Origin of the sequence: Sphingopyxis sp. (assembly GCF_050725655.1) — a bacterium.
In the GTDB taxonomy this organism is placed as follows: Bacteria; Pseudomonadota; Alphaproteobacteria; order Sphingomonadales; family Sphingomonadaceae; genus Sphingopyxis.
On the sequence record NZ_JBOHHT010000095.1, the window covers coordinates 13,292 to 28,604 of the forward strand.

Here is a 15,313-nt window from a genome sequence, read left to right on the forward strand (position 1 = left end):
GCATGCGCAAGTTCACGACCCTCGCGATGATCGGTCTGCTCGCCGCATGCAAACCCGCCGCCGACAAGGCGCCGGTCGACGCCGACCCGGTCGCGCCGGCGGTGCCCGAGGCGAAGGCCGACGGGCCGAACGTCGCGACCACCGCGGTCAGCCTCGACGGCGAGGGGCTGCGCTTCGTCGACAAGACCAGCGGCAAGACCAGCCTGCTCGCTTTCGGCGTCCCGCGCGTACAGGCCGAAACCGCGCTCGCCAATGTCGCGGGCAAGGAGGACGACCGCAGCACCAACGCCGAATGCGGCGCGGGTTCGATGGAATTCACCCGCTACGACGCGATGACGCTCAATTTCCAGAACGGTAAATTCGCCGGCTGGTTCCTCGGCAACGAACCCGGCGCCGCGACCTATTCGACGATGAGCGGGATCGGCATCGGCACGACGCGCGCCAAGGCGGCGGAATCGGTGTCGATCGTCGACCTCGAGGACAGCACGCTTGGCGAGGAATTCAGCATCGGCAGCGGCGACAAGGTCATCGGCGGCATGTTCGCGGCGCCGGGCGATGCGGCGAAGATCGACGCGCTGTTCGCGGGCACCAACTGCTTCTTCCGCTGATATGGCGAGGGAAATCACCGGCGGCTGTCGCTGCGGCCAGCTTCGCTACCGTTTCGAGCAGGACGGGCCGCTGCTCAACTATTGCTGCCACTGCCTCGATTGCCAGAAATCGACCGCGAGCGCCTTTGCCGATCAGTTGATCGTATCGACCGACGCGTTGACACTGACCGGGCGGAGCGTGACCTATTCGACCGAGCGCCCGTCTGGCGGAACTACGATCAACCAGCATTGCCCCGACTGTTTCAGTCGCGTGTGCAATGCGAACACAGTCTATCCCGCGATGACGATCGTCCGCGCCGGCACGCTCGACGATCCGTCGGAGCTCGAACCGTTCGCGCATATCTGGGTGAAGCGAAAGCGCGGTTGGATCATAATTGCCGAAGGCGTGCCGACCTTCGACGACAGTCCCGATCCGATGGAGTTCATGCGCTTTGCAACGGAGCGACGCGGCGCCTGAGCCGTCAGTGCCCCATATCGGCGGCCGACGCCTTCGGCCCGCCCGGCCTCGGCGGGCGTAGCAGCAGCACCAGCGGCACCGACGCCAGCGTCACCCACATCATGGCCCAAAAATCGTCGATATAGGCGACCATCGCCGCCTGCCGGTTGATCTCGGCATTGACCATCGCCATCGCCGTGTCGCCTGCGATGCCGAAGCGGTCGGCGGTCGACGGGTCGAGCAGGCTCACCGAGCTGTTGGTGACGTGCGCCGCCAGATCCTCGTGGCTCGTCTGGATGTTCGAACCGAGCAATGTGGTGACGATCGAGATGCCGACCGAGGCGCCGAGGCTGCGGAACAGGTTGAGCAGGCTCGATCCGTCGGTGCGATACTGCGGCTGGATCGTCGCGAACGCCATGGTGTTCAATGGAATGAAGATCAGCCCCATGCCGAGGCCCTGCACCAGCCCGCTGATGATCACCGGCTGCATCCCCATCATCAGCGACCAGTGGCTCATCTGCCACAGCGAATAGGCGGCGGTCAGCAAACCGGTCCCGACCAGCCAGCGCGCGTCGATCTTGCCGAGCAATTGCCCCGCGACCCACATGCTGGCGAGGATGCCGACGCCGCGCAGCGCAAGCGCGACGCCGGTGTCGATCACCGGCCAGCCGAACAGATTCTGCAGCATCGGCGGCAGCAGCGCCATCGACGCGAACATCACCACGCCGATCACGACCATGAACCCCATCGCGGTGACGAGGTTGCGGTCGGCGAGCATCAGGCGGCTGAACAAGGGCGCGCGCGCGGTGAACATATGGACGATGAACATCCACAGGCAGGAGACGGCGACGCCCAGTTCGATCCAGATTTCGATGCTGTCGAACCAGTCGAGATGCGCGCCGCGGTCGAGCATCAGTTGCAATGCGGCAAGCCCGAGCGCGAGCATCGAGAAACCGAACAGGTCGAAGCGCCGCGTGACGCTCCGCGTCTTGGGCAGCAGCGCCCACATCATCGCGAGCGTGATCAGCCCGACGGGCAGATTGACGTAAAAGACCCAGCGCCAGTTGACGCTTTCGGTCAGCCAGCCGCCCAATATCGGGCCGAGGATCGGACCGATCATGATCCCCATGCCCCAGATCGACATCGCGCGTGCGTGGCGTTCGGGCGGGTTGATGTCGAGCATCACCGACTGCGACAGCGGCCCGATAAAGGCCGCGCTGACGCCTTGCAGGAAGCGGAAGGCGACCATCTGTTCGAGCGTCTGCGCGGCGCCGCACGCCATCGAGGCGATAATGAAGCCGACAACCGCGGCCATGAACAATTCGCGGCGCCCGATACGGTCGGCGAGCCAGCCGGTGATCGGCATCGCGACCGCCGAGGCGAGGATATAGCTCGTCAGCACCCACGTCACCGTCTCGCTCGTCGCGCCGAGCGCCGACTGCATGTGCGGGATCGCGACATTGGCGATCGTCGTGTCGAGGATCTGCATGATCGACGCGCCCATCACCGCGACCGTCAGCAGCCCGCGATAACGTACGCGTTCGTGCAGCGGGACGCTGTCGTCGTCAGGGAGCGCCGCGGCGGGGGAGCGGCGGGGGAGGGAGCGGCTCGCCATCAGCTAAAGCCCCTCCCCTTCAGGGGAGGGGTTGGGGTGGGGGCTATCAAGGTTGCGCAAAGCCGATAGCCCCCAACCGCTGCGACTAGCGAACAAGTTCGCAAGTCTCGCTGCCCTCCCCTTCAGGGGAGGGGTTTGAAGATATTGGGCGTGCCAACTCCGCATCCGAACTACTTCGTAAACACCCGGACGTCGGCCGACAGCCCCGCGATCATGTCGCGCGCGGGTTTTTCGTCGAAGGCGATGCGCACCGGAACGCGCTGCGTCACCTTGACCCAGTTGCCGGTCGCATTCTGCGCGGGCAGCACCGAAAATTCGCTGCCCGTGCCCGCGCCGATCGTCAGCACATGACCGCGCACCTTCACCCCCGGATAGGCGTCGAAGCTGATTTCCGCGCGCTGGCCGACGCGCATGTCGGCAAGGTCGGTTTCCTTGAAATTGGCCTCGACCCACGGATGCGCCGTATCGACCAGTGTGACCGCGGGAAGCCCCGCGACCATCATCTGGCCGACCTGCAGCCGGTCCGACTGCGCGATACGGCCGGCGCTTGGCGCGCGAACCGTCGTGCGGCCCATGTTCACCTGTGCCTGCGAGCGCTGGACGCGCGCCGCCTCGACCTGCGGGTTGATGCCGCTCGAAGGGCCGGCGGCAAGTTTGGTGCGTGCTTCGGTGGCGGCGGCTTCGGTCTGGCGCACACTCTCGCGCGCTTGGGCGACCGCATGGCGCGCCGCATCATAGGCGGCCTTGGTCGTAAAGCCTTGCTCCATCAGCGCCGCCTGACGCTGGAAGGTGATCTCGGCAAATTTGACGTCCTCGCGCGCCGCGGCGATGTCGACGCTTGACGTGTTCGCGCTCGCCGACAGATTGCCGACCTCGACTTCGGCGGCATCGATCGCCGCGGTCGCCTGCGCGACGGTCAGCGCATAGGGTTCGCCATCGATGCGAAAGAGCAATTGCCCGGCCGCGACCTGCTGGCCGTCGCGCACCGCGACTTCGGTGATCCGCCCGCCGACCTCGGCCGCGACCGACACCTTGTCCATCTGGACATAGGCATTGTCGGTCGACACCGATCCGCCGCTCGTCAGCCACCAGCCGGCACCGCCCGCGATCAGCAGTGCGGGCAGGCCGAACATCAGGATGCGCGTGCGCCAGCTTGCCTTGGGTGCGGCCTCGGCTTCGAGTGACGGGTTCGGCGAGGGGTCGGCCTTCGGCGCCGCCTTGGGCGGGGTCGCGTTTTCGGCCCTGGGGTTTTTGGCGTGGCGGGATGGGGAGAGCTGGTCCATCAGGCGGTCTCTTTTTCTTTTTGGCAAATGCGGCGGGACAAATTGGCGCGGACGCGCTCGACAAGGCCGACCAGCTGGTCGACTTCGGCGGCACTCAATCCTTCGACCGCTTCGGCAGTCAGCGCGTCGGCAATGGGACGCATCCCGTTCAGCAACTCGCCCGCACGCGGCGTCAGGTACAGCTTCCAGGCGCGGCGGTCGGCGGGATCGGCGCGGCGTTCGACCAGCCCGGCCTCGACCAGCCGGTCGACCATGCGCGACAGCGTGATCGGCTCGACTTCGATCAGCTCGGCGAGCGGTCCCTGGCGGACGCCCTCGTGGCGTTTGAGGTAGGTGATGAGCCGCCATTGCAGTGCGGTGATGCCGCTGTCGCGCGTGCGCGCGTTGAACGAACGCCGGAACAGGCGCGCGGTGTCGTTCAGCAAGAATCCGATCGTTTCACTCATATCCTAGGATATAATAGCAATTGCTACTATATTCAAGATCCCGATTTTGCAGCCAACAATCTCGAATCTGGTGTAAATTTTCTTTACACTGCTTGCACCTGGCGTGTTTTTAGGCAGGATGACGTCATGACTTTGATCGCCGACCTCTTCTGGTCCTTCCGCTCGCCGTATAGCTACCTCGCTATCGGCCGTTATCGCGCGCTCGCCGCCAGCCACGACGTGACGATCAACCTGCGTCCCGTCTATCCGCTCGCGATCCGTCAGCCCGACTTCTTCGAGCGCAACCATCCCAACTGGCTGAGCTATACGGTACGCGACATGATCCGCGTCGCGCAGTTCCACGGCATTCCCTTTGGCCCCCCGCGTCCCGACCCGATCGTGCAGGACATGGCGACACGCGCGATCGCGGCCGAGCAGCCCTATATCTATCGCCTGACGCGGCTCGGGCAGGCGGCATCGCGGCGCGGCAAGAGCCTCGCCTTCGCCCATGAAGCAGCGCAGCTCATCTGGGGCGGTGCGCAGGACTGGCACCTCGGCGACCATCTGGCGGACGCCGCGCGCCGCGTCGGGCTCGACCTCGGCGAACTCGATGCCGAGGCGGTGAGCGAGGCCGAGGTGCTTGATAACGAGATCGCCGCCAATCAGGTCGCGCTCGAAATCGCCGGTCATTGGGGAGTGCCGACGCTGGTGTTCGATGGCGAGCCCTTCTTCGGGCAGGACCGCATCGAAATGGCGAAGTGGCGCATGGAACAAAAGGGCCTGCGCCCGCGCTGATCGGCGCTTGCCGAACCGGGCGCGAAGGGCGCATAGCGCGGCGCATGACGATCGAACCCCAATATTTCGAGGCACGCGACCGCGTGCAACTGGCGTGGCGTGAGATGGGCCCAGAGGCAGGCGAAGGGCGTCCGTTGTTGCTGCTTCACGGCCTGTTTTCGAGCGGCGAGGTCAACTGGATCAAGTTCGGCACCGCCGCGCGCGTGGCATCCGAAGGCTATCGCGTGATCATGCCCGATCTGCGCGTCCACGGGTCGAGCGACGCTCCGCACGAGGAGGAATATTATCCGCCCGACGTGCTCGTGCGCGACCTTGAAGATCTGGTCGCGCATCTGGGTCTTGCCGATTTCGATCTCGGCGGCTTTTCGCTCGGCGCGCGGACCAGCGTGCGCGCGGTGGTCGCAGGCATGAAGCCGCGCCGCCTGATTTTGGGCGGCATGGGGCTCGCAGGGCTCGCGGGATGGCAAAAACGCGGGCAATTCTTCAAACGCGTCATCGCCGAATATGAGACGGCAAAGCGCGGCGACGACACATGGCTGTCGATCCAGTTCATGAAAACGATGAAGGTCGATCGCATCGCCGCGGGGCATCTGCTCGACAGCTTCACCGACACGACGCCCGAAATGCTCGCGGCGATTACCATGCCGACGCTGCTCGTGTGCGGCGCCGACGATCAGGACAATGGCTCGGCACCCGAGCTCGTCGCGGCGCTCGCCGACGCACGGCTCGCGACGATCCCCGGCACGCACATGTCGAGCGTCACCCAACCCGAGTTGGGCGAGGCTATCGCCGCGTTCCTGACCGCTTGACCGGACTCGCGGGAAGCGCCTAGCTGTCGCGATGCGCCGCAGAGCGCTGCGATAACATTCCAGAGGACGCACCCCATGAAAGCAATGATTTCGACGCTGTCGCTTGCCCTGTCGCTCGCGGTGGCGACCCCCGCCTTTGCCCAGGCCGCTCCCACGGCGGCCGACGCCGACGCCTTCATCGCCACGGTCGAAAAGGACCTGTTCGACTATACGGTCGAGGCGAGCCAGGTGAACTGGGTCAACAGCACCTACCTGACCGAAGATACCGATGCGATGGCGTCGCGGATCAACGCCGTCGGCACCGAAAAGTCGGTCAAATATGCGCTCGAAGCCGCGAAATATAAGGATGTCGCGGGACTCAGCGCCGACACCAGGCGCAAGCTCGATATCCTGCGCACCGGCATCGTCCTGCCCGCGCCGACGACGCCCGGAGCGGCGACCGAACTCAACACGATCGCGACCGACCTGCAGTCGCAATATGGCAAGGGCCGCGGCACGCTGAACGGCAAGGAAATCTCGGGCTCGGATATCGAGGCCGAGATGGGCAACGTCCAGAACACGCCGGCGCAATTCGCCGAGATGTGGACGAGCTGGCACGACAAGGTCGGCGCGCCGATGAAGGACGATTATGCCAAGATGGTCGGCATCGCGAACGCGGGCGCGAAGGAGCTTGGCTTCGCCGACACCGGCGCGATGTGGCGTTCGGGTTACGACATGCCGCCCGAAGAGTTCGCCAAGGTCACCGAGCAGATCTGGAACGACATGAAGCCGCTTTACGTGGCGCTCCACACCTATGTGCGCTTGAAATTGAACGAGAAATATGGCGACGCGGTGCAGCCCAAGACCGGCCCGATCCGCGCCGACCTGCTCGGCAATATGTGGGCGCAGGAATGGGGCAATATTTACCCGCTCGTCGCGCCCGCGGGCACCGGCGACCTCGGCTATGACATCGGCGACCTGCTCACCGCACAGGGCAAGGCGCCGCTCGACATGGTCAAGGCGGGCGAGAATTTCTATTCGTCGCTCGGAATGGCGCCGCTGCCCGAAACCTTCTGGAAGCGTAGCCAGTTCCTGAAGCCCGCCGACCGTGAAGTCGTCTGCCACGCCTCGGCGTGGGACATCGACAACAAGGATGATATTCGCATCAAGATGTGCATCAAGGTGAATGCCGACGACTTCATCACGATCCACCACGAACTCGGCCACAACTACTATCAGCGCGCCTATAACAAGCAGCCGTTCCTGTACCTCAACGGCGCGAACGACGGCTTTCATGAAGCGATCGGCGATTTCGTCGCGCTGTCGATCACGCCGCAATATCTCGTCGACATCGGTCTGCTCGACAAGGCGAAGGTGCCGAGCGCCGACAAGGACGTCGGCCTGCTGCTCCGTCAGGCGATGGATAAGGTCGCCTTCCTGCCCTTCGGCCTGCTCGTCGACCGCTGGCGCTGGGGCGTCTTCGACGGTTCGATCCAGCCCGCCGACTACAACAAGAAATGGACCGAACTGCGCACCCAATATCAGGGCATCGTCCCGCCGGGCGCGCGGCCGGCGAATGCGTTCGACGCGGGTGCGAAGTTCCATATCCCGGGCAACACGCCCTACACCCGCTATTTCCTCGCGCGCGTGCTGCAGTTCCAATTCTATCAGGCTGCGTGCAAGCAGGCCGGGTGGAAGGGGCCGCTCCATCGCTGTTCCTTCTATGGCAACAAGGACGTCGGCGCGAAGCTGAACGCGATGCTCGAAATGGGCGCGTCGAAGCCGTGGCCCGATGCGCTGCAAGCCTTTACCGGCAGCCGCGAAATGTCGGGCAAGGCGATGGCCGATTATTTCGCGCCGCTGAAGACGTGGCTCGACCAGCAGAACAAGGGCAAGCCGCAGGGTTGGTGAGCCGGGCGATCGACGACAAGCAGAAAGGCCGGGGCGGCGACGCCTCGGCCTTTTTTATTGGGTTTCGACCGACTGTTTGAAGCGTGCGAGCCGCGCGCTCGCGGCGGCGGCGTACGGACCGATCCAGCGGTCGTGGATGTCCTGGATCGGCACCGCGTTGAGGTGGTTCCAGCGCTCGCGGCCGCGGCGCTCGGCGATCACCAGCCCCGCATCCTCCAGCACCTTCAGATGTTGCATCACCGTGCAGCGGTCGATGTCGGCAAAATGGCCGCATAGCGCGCCGGTCGTCAGCGGCTGGTCCTTCAGATCGTCCAGAATCTGGCGCCGGATCGGCGAGGCGAGCGCCTTGAACGTCGCGTCGAACTGGTCGTGAATTGACATGTTATATAAATATAACATAAAAGAGTGCGACTCAAGCGGAGAATGGACATGGAACTGAAATTCAGGGTCGCGGCGCGGATCGCGAAGCCGGTGCACGAAGTGTTCGAAGCGGTCGCGGACCCCGCGAAGCTGTCGAATTATTTCACCACGGGCGGCGCCAAGGGCCGGCTCGAAACCGGCGCCACGGTCGAATGGGACTTTCACGACTTTCCCGGCGCCTTTCCGGTCTGGGTGATCGAGGTGGTGCAGGACGAGAAAATCGTCCTCGAATGGCAGGCGAACGAGGGCGAGCCGCCCAATGTGGAAGGCGGCGAGCACAAGGACGCCGATTACCGGACGCGGGTGACGATGAGCTTCAAGGGGCTCGACGACGGGCGCACTTTGGTCGAGATCGCCGAGGAAGGCTGGCGCGAAAATCAGGGTGCGCTCGGTGCCTCCTACGGCAATTGCCAGGGGTGGGCCCAGATGCTCTGCGCGCTCAAGGCATGGACCGAGCATGGGATCAATCTGCGCGAGGGCATGTATATTTAGCCGTGTCGCCGCGAGCAGAACAGCCATCGGGGGCGGCATTGCGAACGGCGCGGCCGGGCGATAGGCTGGACGCATGACAAGCGCACCGCCGGTGATGATCCTCGGTTGCGGTCGAAGCGGCACCTCGATCTTCGGCGAGCTGTTCGACGGCCTCGATCGCTACATCTATCAAAGCGAACCGGCGTTCGAGGCGGTGTTGGCGGCCGACTACAGCACGCCGCGGGCGTTCAAAGTGCCACGCGAAAGTAACCTTCATCCGGCAAGGCCGGGCCTGTCTTTTCCGCTCGATCGCTTTCTGGAAGCGGCGCCCGGCGCCCGGTTGTTCTGGATTGTGCGGAACCCGCTCGACGCCGTGTGTTCGCTCCGCGTCGGAATCGCGAAGCAATGGGGACATCATCCGAGGCCGCCCGACTGGAGGGACTGGCTTGCGGAGCCCTTGATCGCGCGATGCGCGCATCATTGGGGTTTTCTCAATCGCGCGGGATATGCGCAGGTCGAACATTGCGCCACGCTTGTCCGGTTCGAGGATATGATCGCCGATCCGGCGCGGTTTTCGGCCCGGATATGCGAGGCTGTCGGAATCGATCCCGCCGCCAATGCCCCGCATCTCGCGCAATGGGCGAAGCGGGTCCAGAATAGCAACAACAAGGACTTTATCGAAGCCTGGACCTCGCGGAGCTATTCGCGACCGGACCATAGGGTCCGCGTTGACCGCTGGCGCGAGAATCTGACCGACGAAGAGGCCGCCGCGATCTGGGATATCGTCGGCGATGCGGCTCAGGCGCTGGGCTACCGCGCCCCGGTTCGAAATCGGAGCTGAGGACGGGCGTCATTCCGGATATTCGAAGCGCAGCGGTCGCGAGCCGATCGGGGCGCCGGTGTTGGCGTCGACCACCACCGGGCGCACGACCTCGCCCGTTCCGTCGTCGATGTGGCGGCTGAGGGCGCCGGCGCCGTTATATTTGCGCCCCCACGCGCCGATCGCCATCAGGATCGGCAGGAAGTCGCGCCCCGCATCGGTGAGCAGATATTCGTCGCGCGGCGGGCGCTGGCTGTAGCGCCTTTTCGCGATCAGTCCCGCATCGGCAAGCGCCGCCAAGCGCCGCGACAGGATGTTCGGCGCGATGCCGAGGCTGGTGCGCAATTGCTCGTACCGCGTCAGCCCGCGCTCGATATCGCGGAGCACCAACATGCTCCAGCGGTCGCCGACGCGCATCAGCCCGCGGTCGACGGGGCAGGTGCCCAGATTATTTTCGTCGCTACTCATTGAAGTCATATGAGGCAGTCACTATCGTTTTGCAAGCGACTCGCTCCCGGGCCGCCTGCAAGGAGCATTTGATATGACTATCCCCAATGGAACGGCCCTGATCACGGGCGCTTCGACCGGCCTTGGCGCCGTCTATGCCGACCGCCTCGCCAAGCGCGGGCACGACCTGATCCTCGTCGCGCGTAACGGTGCTCAGATGGAAGAACTCGCCGCGAAGCTTCGCGCCGAAACCGGCGTCGCGGTCGACGTGATCGCCGCCGACCTGACCAGGAGCGACGATGTGACGCGGATCGAGCAGCGGCTGATCGACGACGCGGCGATCACGCTGTTCGTGAACAATGCCGGCATGTCGCTGAGCGGCGGCACGCTGGAAAATAGCCCTGCGGAAATCGAGACCATCATCGCGCTCAACATCACCGCCGCTGCGCGCCTCGCGATTGCGGCGGGCAAGGCGTTCGGTGCACGCGGCAAGGGCGCGATCGTCAATATCGCCTCGGTCCTCGCGCTTGCTCCCGAAACGTTCGAGGGCGTGTACAGCGGGTCGAAGGCGTTCCTGCTCAACCTCAGCCTGCCGCTCGCGACAACCGGCCGCGAAAAGGGCTTCCACGTCCAGGCGGTCCTCCCCGGCGCTACGCGCACCGAGATATGGGAACGCTCGGGCAAGGATGTCGATGCCTTCCCTGCGGAAATGGTGATGGGCGCTGGCGATCTTGTCGACGCGGCGCTGCACGGGCTGGATCGCGGCGAGGAAGTGACGATCCCGCCGCTCGCAGATGAAGGCCAGTGGAAGGATTATTACGCCGCGCGGCTCGCGATGGGGCCAAACTTGTCGAAGCGCGATGTGGCGGATCGGTATCGGGTGAACGAAGCGGTTTGAGGTCGATCCTCCCGGTGGCAGGACGCCATGGGCGGGGGCAGCGGCGCAGCCGCTGACCGAGGGGCCATGGCGCGGTCCCTCCACGACAGCTTCGCCGGCCCCCTACCTCCGCATCGCGGCAGGGAGGATCATTTCAGGCATTCCGCGCCATCAACCCGCCGTCGACCGGGATCACCGCGCCGGTGATGTAGCTCGCGGCCGGAAGTACGAGGCTGAGCGTGATGTGCGCGACCTCTTCGGGCTCGCCATAGCGGCGGAGTGCGGTGCGGCGCTTTGCGAACACCGCCTTGTCTTCCTCGGCCACCTTGTCGGTCATGCCCGTGCGAATCGGTCCGGGGCAGATGCAGTTCACCGTGATACTGTCCTTGCCGAGGTCGACGGCAAGGCCGCGCGTCAATCCGACCACGCCCGATTTTGCGGCGATGTAGGGCGTATCACCCGGCGTTGCGCCGAGCCCCTCGGTCGAAGCGATGTTGACAATGCGCGCGGCGTCGCTTTGGCGGAGCCAGGGCAGCGCGGCGCGGACCATGCGTTGGTGCGCGCTCAGCATCACCGAGATCGCGCGGTGCCAGATCGCTTCATATTCGTCTTCGGCGTCGAGCGGGCAGAAGCTGGAGACGCCGGCGTTGTTGATGAGGATGTCGATGCCGCCGAAATGCGAGGCGATCTTGGCGACCATGCGCTTGATCGCCTCGCTGTCGGCGACGTCGAGCGCGAAGGCTTTGGCGTTCGAGCCGGCTTCGGCCGCTACCGCTTCACAGGCGGGGAGGTCGAGGTCGGTGACCGCGACTTTTGCACCTTCGGATGCCAGCAGCAGTGCGGTCGCGCGGCCCATGCCGCTTGCCGCGCCGGTGACGATGGCGGCGCGGCCCGCAATCGAGCGCGACAGCACAATCAACGGAACGGTGGTTCGTTGAACGCGCGGAGCTTGCGGCTATGGAGCTTGGCACCCTCGTCGCGCATCGTCTCGCACGCGCGGATGCCGATCTGGAGGTGCGCGGCGATCGCTTCCTCGTAGAAGCGATTTGCCTGTCCGGGCAGTTTGAGTTCGCCGTGGAGCGGCTTGTCGCTGACGCAAAGCAGCGTCCCGTAAGGCACGCGGAAGCGGTAGCCTTGCGCGGCGATGGTGGCACTTTCCATGTCGATGCCGATCGCACGCGACTGCGAGAAGCGCAGCGCGCTGTCGGTGTAGCGCAATTCCCAATTGCGGTCGTCGGTGGTGACGACGGTGCCGGTACGCATGCGTTTCTTGAGGTCGGCGCCCGTGGCACCGGACACCGTTTCTGCGGCGGTCGCGAGCGCGACCTGCACTTCGGCGATCGGCGGGATCGGGATGGCGACCGGCAGCACCGCGTCGAGGATATGATCGTCGCGCAGGTACGCATGCGCGAGCACATAGTCGCCGATGCGCTGGCTGGGGCGCAGCCCGCCGCAATGGCCGATCATCAGCCACGCCTCGGGACGCAGCACTGCGAGATGGTCGCAGATCGTCTTGGCGTTCGACGGACCGACGCCGATGTTGACGAGCGTGATTCCGCCGCCATCGGGGGCGATGAGGTGATAGGCGGGCATCTGGTGCCGCCGCCACGCGCTGTCGGCGACGAGCGCGCTGGCGTTGACGCCCGGCTGGTCGACGTAAAGCCCTGCGGCGCCCGCGAGCGCGGTGTAGCGGCCTTGGCCGACCTGCGCGCCCGCCCAGGCGACGAATTCGTCGACATAACGGTGATAGTTGGTGAACAGGATATAGCGCTGGAAATGCTCGGGCGCGGTGCCGGTGTAGTGGCGGAGGCGCGCGAGGCTGAAATCGGTGCGCAGCGCGTCGAACAGCGCCAGCGGCTGCGATGCCGCGGGGTCTTGCCCGAACAGGCCATCGGCAAGTTCGTCGCCGATGTCGGCGAGTTCGGTGGTCGGGAAGTGGCGCGCGAGTTCGAGCGGGGTCACTCCGCCCATGTCCGATCCGTCGCTGGCGTCGAGCACATAGGGGAAGGGGATCTGCTGTCCGGTCCGCGTGACTTCGAGCGTGATGTCGTAATGGCGCGCCAGGAGCATGAGCTGGTCGCGCAGATAATCGGCGAACAGGTCGGGGCGCGTCACCGTAGTTTCGAAGGTGCCCGCGCGTTCGAAACGGCCGAAGGAGAGATTATGCCCCTTTTGTCCCTCGCGCTGTTCGCCGGTTGTGACGAGGCGGATCGCCGGATAGTCGAACAGCCCCGTCGCCGCGGCGTCGGCTGGCGGCAGCGTGCGGTCGTGGACATAGGCGGCGATGGCGGATTTAAGATTGGTGACCGACGTGCGGAAGCGCGTTTGAAGCTCGGCGATGATGTCGTCGACGAGTGCGGTGGGGTCGGTGGTTTCTTGCGATGAGTTGGATGTCATCGCGACGCTGTTGCATGAAAATGTGACAAAAGGGAAGGGGTGGCGGGCTGATCCTCCCTGTCGCGAAGCGATGGGGAGGGGGACCGCCGCCGCAGGCGGTGGTGGAGGGGCTGCGACGTCGCGCCATCCGCCCCTCCGTCAGCGCTTCGCGCTGCCACCTCCCCACGGCTGCGCCGCAGGGAGGATCCAGAGCTTACAGCTGCTCGAGCATATGGTCGGCGCTCGACACCTTGAATTCGCCGGGGGCCTCGACGTTGAGCTGTTCGACGACGCCGTCGTTGACGATCATCGAGAAACGCTGGCCGCGCTTGCCCATGCCGAACGCCTTGCCGTCCATGGTGAGGCCGACGGCTTCGGCGAAGTCGCCATTGCCGTCGGCGAGCATCGTGACGCTGCCCTCGGCATTGCCGCTCTTGCCCCAGGCGCCCATGACGAAGGCGTCGTTGACCGCGGTGCAGACGATTTCGTCGACCCCCTTCGCCATCAGCTCGCCGGCCTTGTCGACATAGCCCGGCAGATGCTTGGCCGAGCACGTCGGGGTGAAGGCGCCGGGGACCGAGAAGAGCGCGACGCGGCGGCCCTTGAAATAATCGGCGGTGTTGACCTGTTCGGGGCCGCTTTCGGTGACCTTTACGAAGGTGGCGTCGGGCAGCTTGTCTCCGGTCTGGATCGTCATGGTCGGCATCCTTTCACTCGAGGGGATTTTGATGGCGGTGACATCGGGTGCGTCGGTCGCCAAGTCAAGCGCGGCGCGGCGGTTGATCGAAAAGCTGGACCGCGCCGCCACGACGCGGCATGGTGCCGCTTATGAGCACAGACCCCACCTGGTTCACCGGCCAGCTGCTGCTTGCGCTGCCGGGCATCGGCGATCCCCGTTTCGAACATTCGGTGATCGCGATGATCAGCCATGACGAAGAGGGCGCGATGGGGATCGGCATCGACGATCCGATCGACGGCATGACCGTCGGTGCGGTGCTCGACCAGCTCGAAATCGCGCACGAGGTGCCGCTCGACCAGCCGGTGTTTCTCGGCGGACCGGTCGAGCCGTCGCGCGGCTTCGTCCTCCACAGCCTCGACTGGGGCGGGCAGGAGGCGGTGCAGGTCGGCGATCGCTGGATGGTGTCGAGCTCGCACGACATCTTGCGCGCGATCGGCGAAGGGCGCGGTCCGTCGCGCTGGCTGGTGGCGCTCGGTTATGCCGGATGGTCGCCGGGGCAGCTCGAAGGCGAGATGGTTCGCCACGGCTGGCATGTCACGCCGGGCAGCGACGGCCTGTTGTTCGAAACGCCGCCCGCCGAAAGGTGGCAGGCGGCGTTCGCCGAAGCGGGAGTGGACGCCCGCTTGCTGACGACGGAAGGCGGCGAGGCGTAGGAATATCCGTCGCCCCCTGCGAAGGCAGGGGCCGTTATCGACCTTGCGTTACATTTCGGACGGCCCCCGCCTTCGCGGGGGCGACGGTTTACTTGAGCGCGAGCAACGGGCGGCCCCGATTAAGGTTGGCGAGCGCGGTGCGCGCGGCCCAGCGCGAATCGACATAGCGACCATCGGCAAGTTCGAGATCGTAACGGATCGGGCTGCCGATCGCGTTGCCATAGGCCGCGGCGGCATCGACGGTGCGACCCAGACGAGCGTAAGCGGTGCCAAGATTGATCAGCCGCGACGGATCGCGAGCGTGGAGGGTGGTTTCGCCGGTCAGCTTTTCGACAGCTGCCTGGTTTTCTCCGGCCTTGAGCTCGGCATAGGCCACCGGCAGAATCTCTGACTCACCGGCCTGCGGCGCGGTGACGACGACAATGGATTGCGCCGCAGCGGGACTTGCGAAAGCCAATACAACGAGCGGCAGTAGAATTTTTTTCATTTTTGTATCCCTCCGAAAACTTTGGATGATTTTCTCGCGCATCGGCAGGAAAGTCAATATTTCGAGGGTGTTGTAATACTCGTGTCACAAAGACGAATTATGCTATCCGCAAGGAGTTCTATAAGTCAAGATTTTCAGAATCTTGGCGATCTGGACTCGTTG

At 65.0% G+C, this 15,313-nt stretch carries 18 protein-coding genes; 9 read left to right on the top strand and 9 right to left on the bottom strand.

The features are described 5' to 3' along the window. Positions 1–2 precede the first annotated feature (2 nt). Together ACREBX_RS14480 and ACREBX_RS14485 are read left to right on the top strand one after the other, a co-directional pair. The gene (locus tag ACREBX_RS14480) at positions 3–608 is read left to right on the top strand and encodes a hypothetical protein (RefSeq protein ID WP_431562448.1); all 606 of its coding nucleotides are present in this window, start codon (positions 3–5) and stop codon (positions 606–608) included. Position 609: 1 nt separating this feature from the next. After that, entirely contained in the window at positions 610–1,065 is a 456-nt protein-coding gene (locus ACREBX_RS14485; protein ID WP_431562449.1) for a GFA family protein, read from the top strand. 4 nt (positions 1,066–1,069) lie between these two features. Here the strand turns inward: ACREBX_RS14485 and ACREBX_RS14490 are convergent, their stop codons facing one another. The 3 genes from ACREBX_RS14490 to ACREBX_RS14500 form a co-directional block, all read right to left on the bottom strand. Continuing rightward, the gene (locus tag ACREBX_RS14490) at positions 1,070–2,659 is read right to left on the bottom strand and encodes an MDR family MFS transporter (protein ID WP_431562450.1); all 1,590 of its coding nucleotides are present in this window, start codon (positions 2,657–2,659) and stop codon (positions 1,070–1,072) included. A 170-nt stretch (positions 2,660–2,829) separates the two neighbouring features. Continuing rightward, positions 2,830–3,942: an HlyD family secretion protein gene (locus tag ACREBX_RS14495; protein ID WP_431562451.1), complete on the bottom strand. Its 1,113-nt coding sequence runs from the start codon at positions 3,940–3,942 to the stop codon at positions 2,830–2,832. Continuing rightward, positions 3,942–4,388 (bottom strand): MarR family winged helix-turn-helix transcriptional regulator, encoded by a 447-nt coding sequence (locus ACREBX_RS14500; protein ID WP_431562452.1) that lies wholly within the window; start codon positions 4,386–4,388, stop codon positions 3,942–3,944. The genes ACREBX_RS14495 and ACREBX_RS14500 overlap by 1 nt, the downstream gene beginning before the upstream one ends. Positions 4,389–4,514: 126 nt before the next feature. Between ACREBX_RS14500 and ACREBX_RS14505 the strand changes: the two genes are divergently transcribed. From ACREBX_RS14505 to ACREBX_RS14515, 3 genes are all read left to right on the top strand, one after another. After that, positions 4,515–5,162: a 2-hydroxychromene-2-carboxylate isomerase gene (locus ACREBX_RS14505; protein ID WP_431562453.1), complete on the top strand. Its 648-nt coding sequence runs from the start codon at positions 4,515–4,517 to the stop codon at positions 5,160–5,162. A gap of 44 nt (positions 5,163–5,206) precedes the next feature. Then, entirely contained in the window at positions 5,207–5,971 is a 765-nt protein-coding gene (locus tag ACREBX_RS14510) for an alpha/beta fold hydrolase (protein ID WP_431562454.1), read from the top strand. A 75-nt stretch (positions 5,972–6,046) separates the two neighbouring features. After that, complete coding sequence (locus tag ACREBX_RS14515) at positions 6,047–7,861, top strand: M2 family metallopeptidase (protein WP_431562455.1); 1,815 nt, start codon at positions 6,047–6,049, stop codon at positions 7,859–7,861. 54 nt (positions 7,862–7,915) lie between these two features. Here the strand turns inward: ACREBX_RS14515 and ACREBX_RS14520 are convergent, their stop codons facing one another. Beyond that, entirely contained in the window at positions 7,916–8,242 is a 327-nt protein-coding gene (locus tag ACREBX_RS14520; protein ID WP_431562456.1) for an ArsR/SmtB family transcription factor, read from the bottom strand. Positions 8,243–8,290: 48 nt separating this feature from the next. Between ACREBX_RS14520 and ACREBX_RS14525 the strand changes: the two genes are divergently transcribed. Together ACREBX_RS14525 and ACREBX_RS14530 are read left to right on the top strand one after the other, a co-directional pair. After that, positions 8,291–8,773, top strand: coding sequence for an SRPBCC family protein (locus tag ACREBX_RS14525; protein ID WP_431562457.1), 483 nt, complete (start codon positions 8,291–8,293; stop codon positions 8,771–8,773). Between the two features lie 73 nt (positions 8,774–8,846). Next, entirely contained in the window at positions 8,847–9,593 is a 747-nt protein-coding gene (locus ACREBX_RS14530) for a sulfotransferase (RefSeq protein WP_431562458.1), read from the top strand. A gap of 9 nt (positions 9,594–9,602) precedes the next feature. Here the strand turns inward: ACREBX_RS14530 and ACREBX_RS14535 are convergent, their stop codons facing one another. Then, positions 9,603–10,049 carry a winged helix-turn-helix transcriptional regulator gene (locus tag ACREBX_RS14535; RefSeq protein WP_431562459.1) on the bottom strand — a complete coding sequence of 149 codons (447 nt, stop codon included), beginning with the start codon at positions 10,047–10,049 and terminating at the stop codon, positions 9,603–9,605. Between the two features lie 64 nt (positions 10,050–10,113). Between ACREBX_RS14535 and ACREBX_RS14540 the strand changes: the two genes are divergently transcribed. Beyond that, positions 10,114–10,917 (top strand): SDR family NAD(P)-dependent oxidoreductase, encoded by an 804-nt coding sequence (locus ACREBX_RS14540; RefSeq protein ID WP_431562460.1) that lies wholly within the window; start codon positions 10,114–10,116, stop codon positions 10,915–10,917. Positions 10,918–11,050: 133 nt separating this feature from the next. Here ACREBX_RS14540 and ACREBX_RS14545 read toward each other — a convergent pair whose 3' ends face one another. From ACREBX_RS14545 to ACREBX_RS14555, 3 genes are all read right to left on the bottom strand, one after another. Further along, positions 11,051–11,809: an SDR family NAD(P)-dependent oxidoreductase gene (locus tag ACREBX_RS14545; protein ID WP_431562473.1), complete on the bottom strand. Its 759-nt coding sequence runs from the start codon at positions 11,807–11,809 to the stop codon at positions 11,051–11,053. Positions 11,810–11,811: 2 nt separating this feature from the next. After that, positions 11,812–13,293 carry an AMP nucleosidase gene (locus ACREBX_RS14550; protein ID WP_431562461.1) on the bottom strand — a complete coding sequence of 494 codons (1,482 nt, stop codon included), beginning with the start codon at positions 13,291–13,293 and terminating at the stop codon, positions 11,812–11,814. Between the two features lie 193 nt (positions 13,294–13,486). After that, positions 13,487–13,969: a peroxiredoxin gene (locus tag ACREBX_RS14555; protein ID WP_431562462.1), complete on the bottom strand. Its 483-nt coding sequence runs from the start codon at positions 13,967–13,969 to the stop codon at positions 13,487–13,489. A gap of 131 nt (positions 13,970–14,100) precedes the next feature. Between ACREBX_RS14555 and ACREBX_RS14560 the strand changes: the two genes are divergently transcribed. Next, positions 14,101–14,664, top strand: coding sequence for a YqgE/AlgH family protein (locus ACREBX_RS14560; protein ID WP_056368287.1), 564 nt, complete (start codon positions 14,101–14,103; stop codon positions 14,662–14,664). Positions 14,665–14,752: 88 nt separating this feature from the next. On the opposite strand, the gene ACREBX_RS14565 is transcribed toward ACREBX_RS14560, so the two are convergent. Continuing rightward, positions 14,753–15,151, bottom strand: coding sequence for a hypothetical protein (locus tag ACREBX_RS14565; RefSeq protein WP_431562463.1), 399 nt, complete (start codon positions 15,149–15,151; stop codon positions 14,753–14,755). Positions 15,152–15,313: the final 162 nt, after the last annotated feature.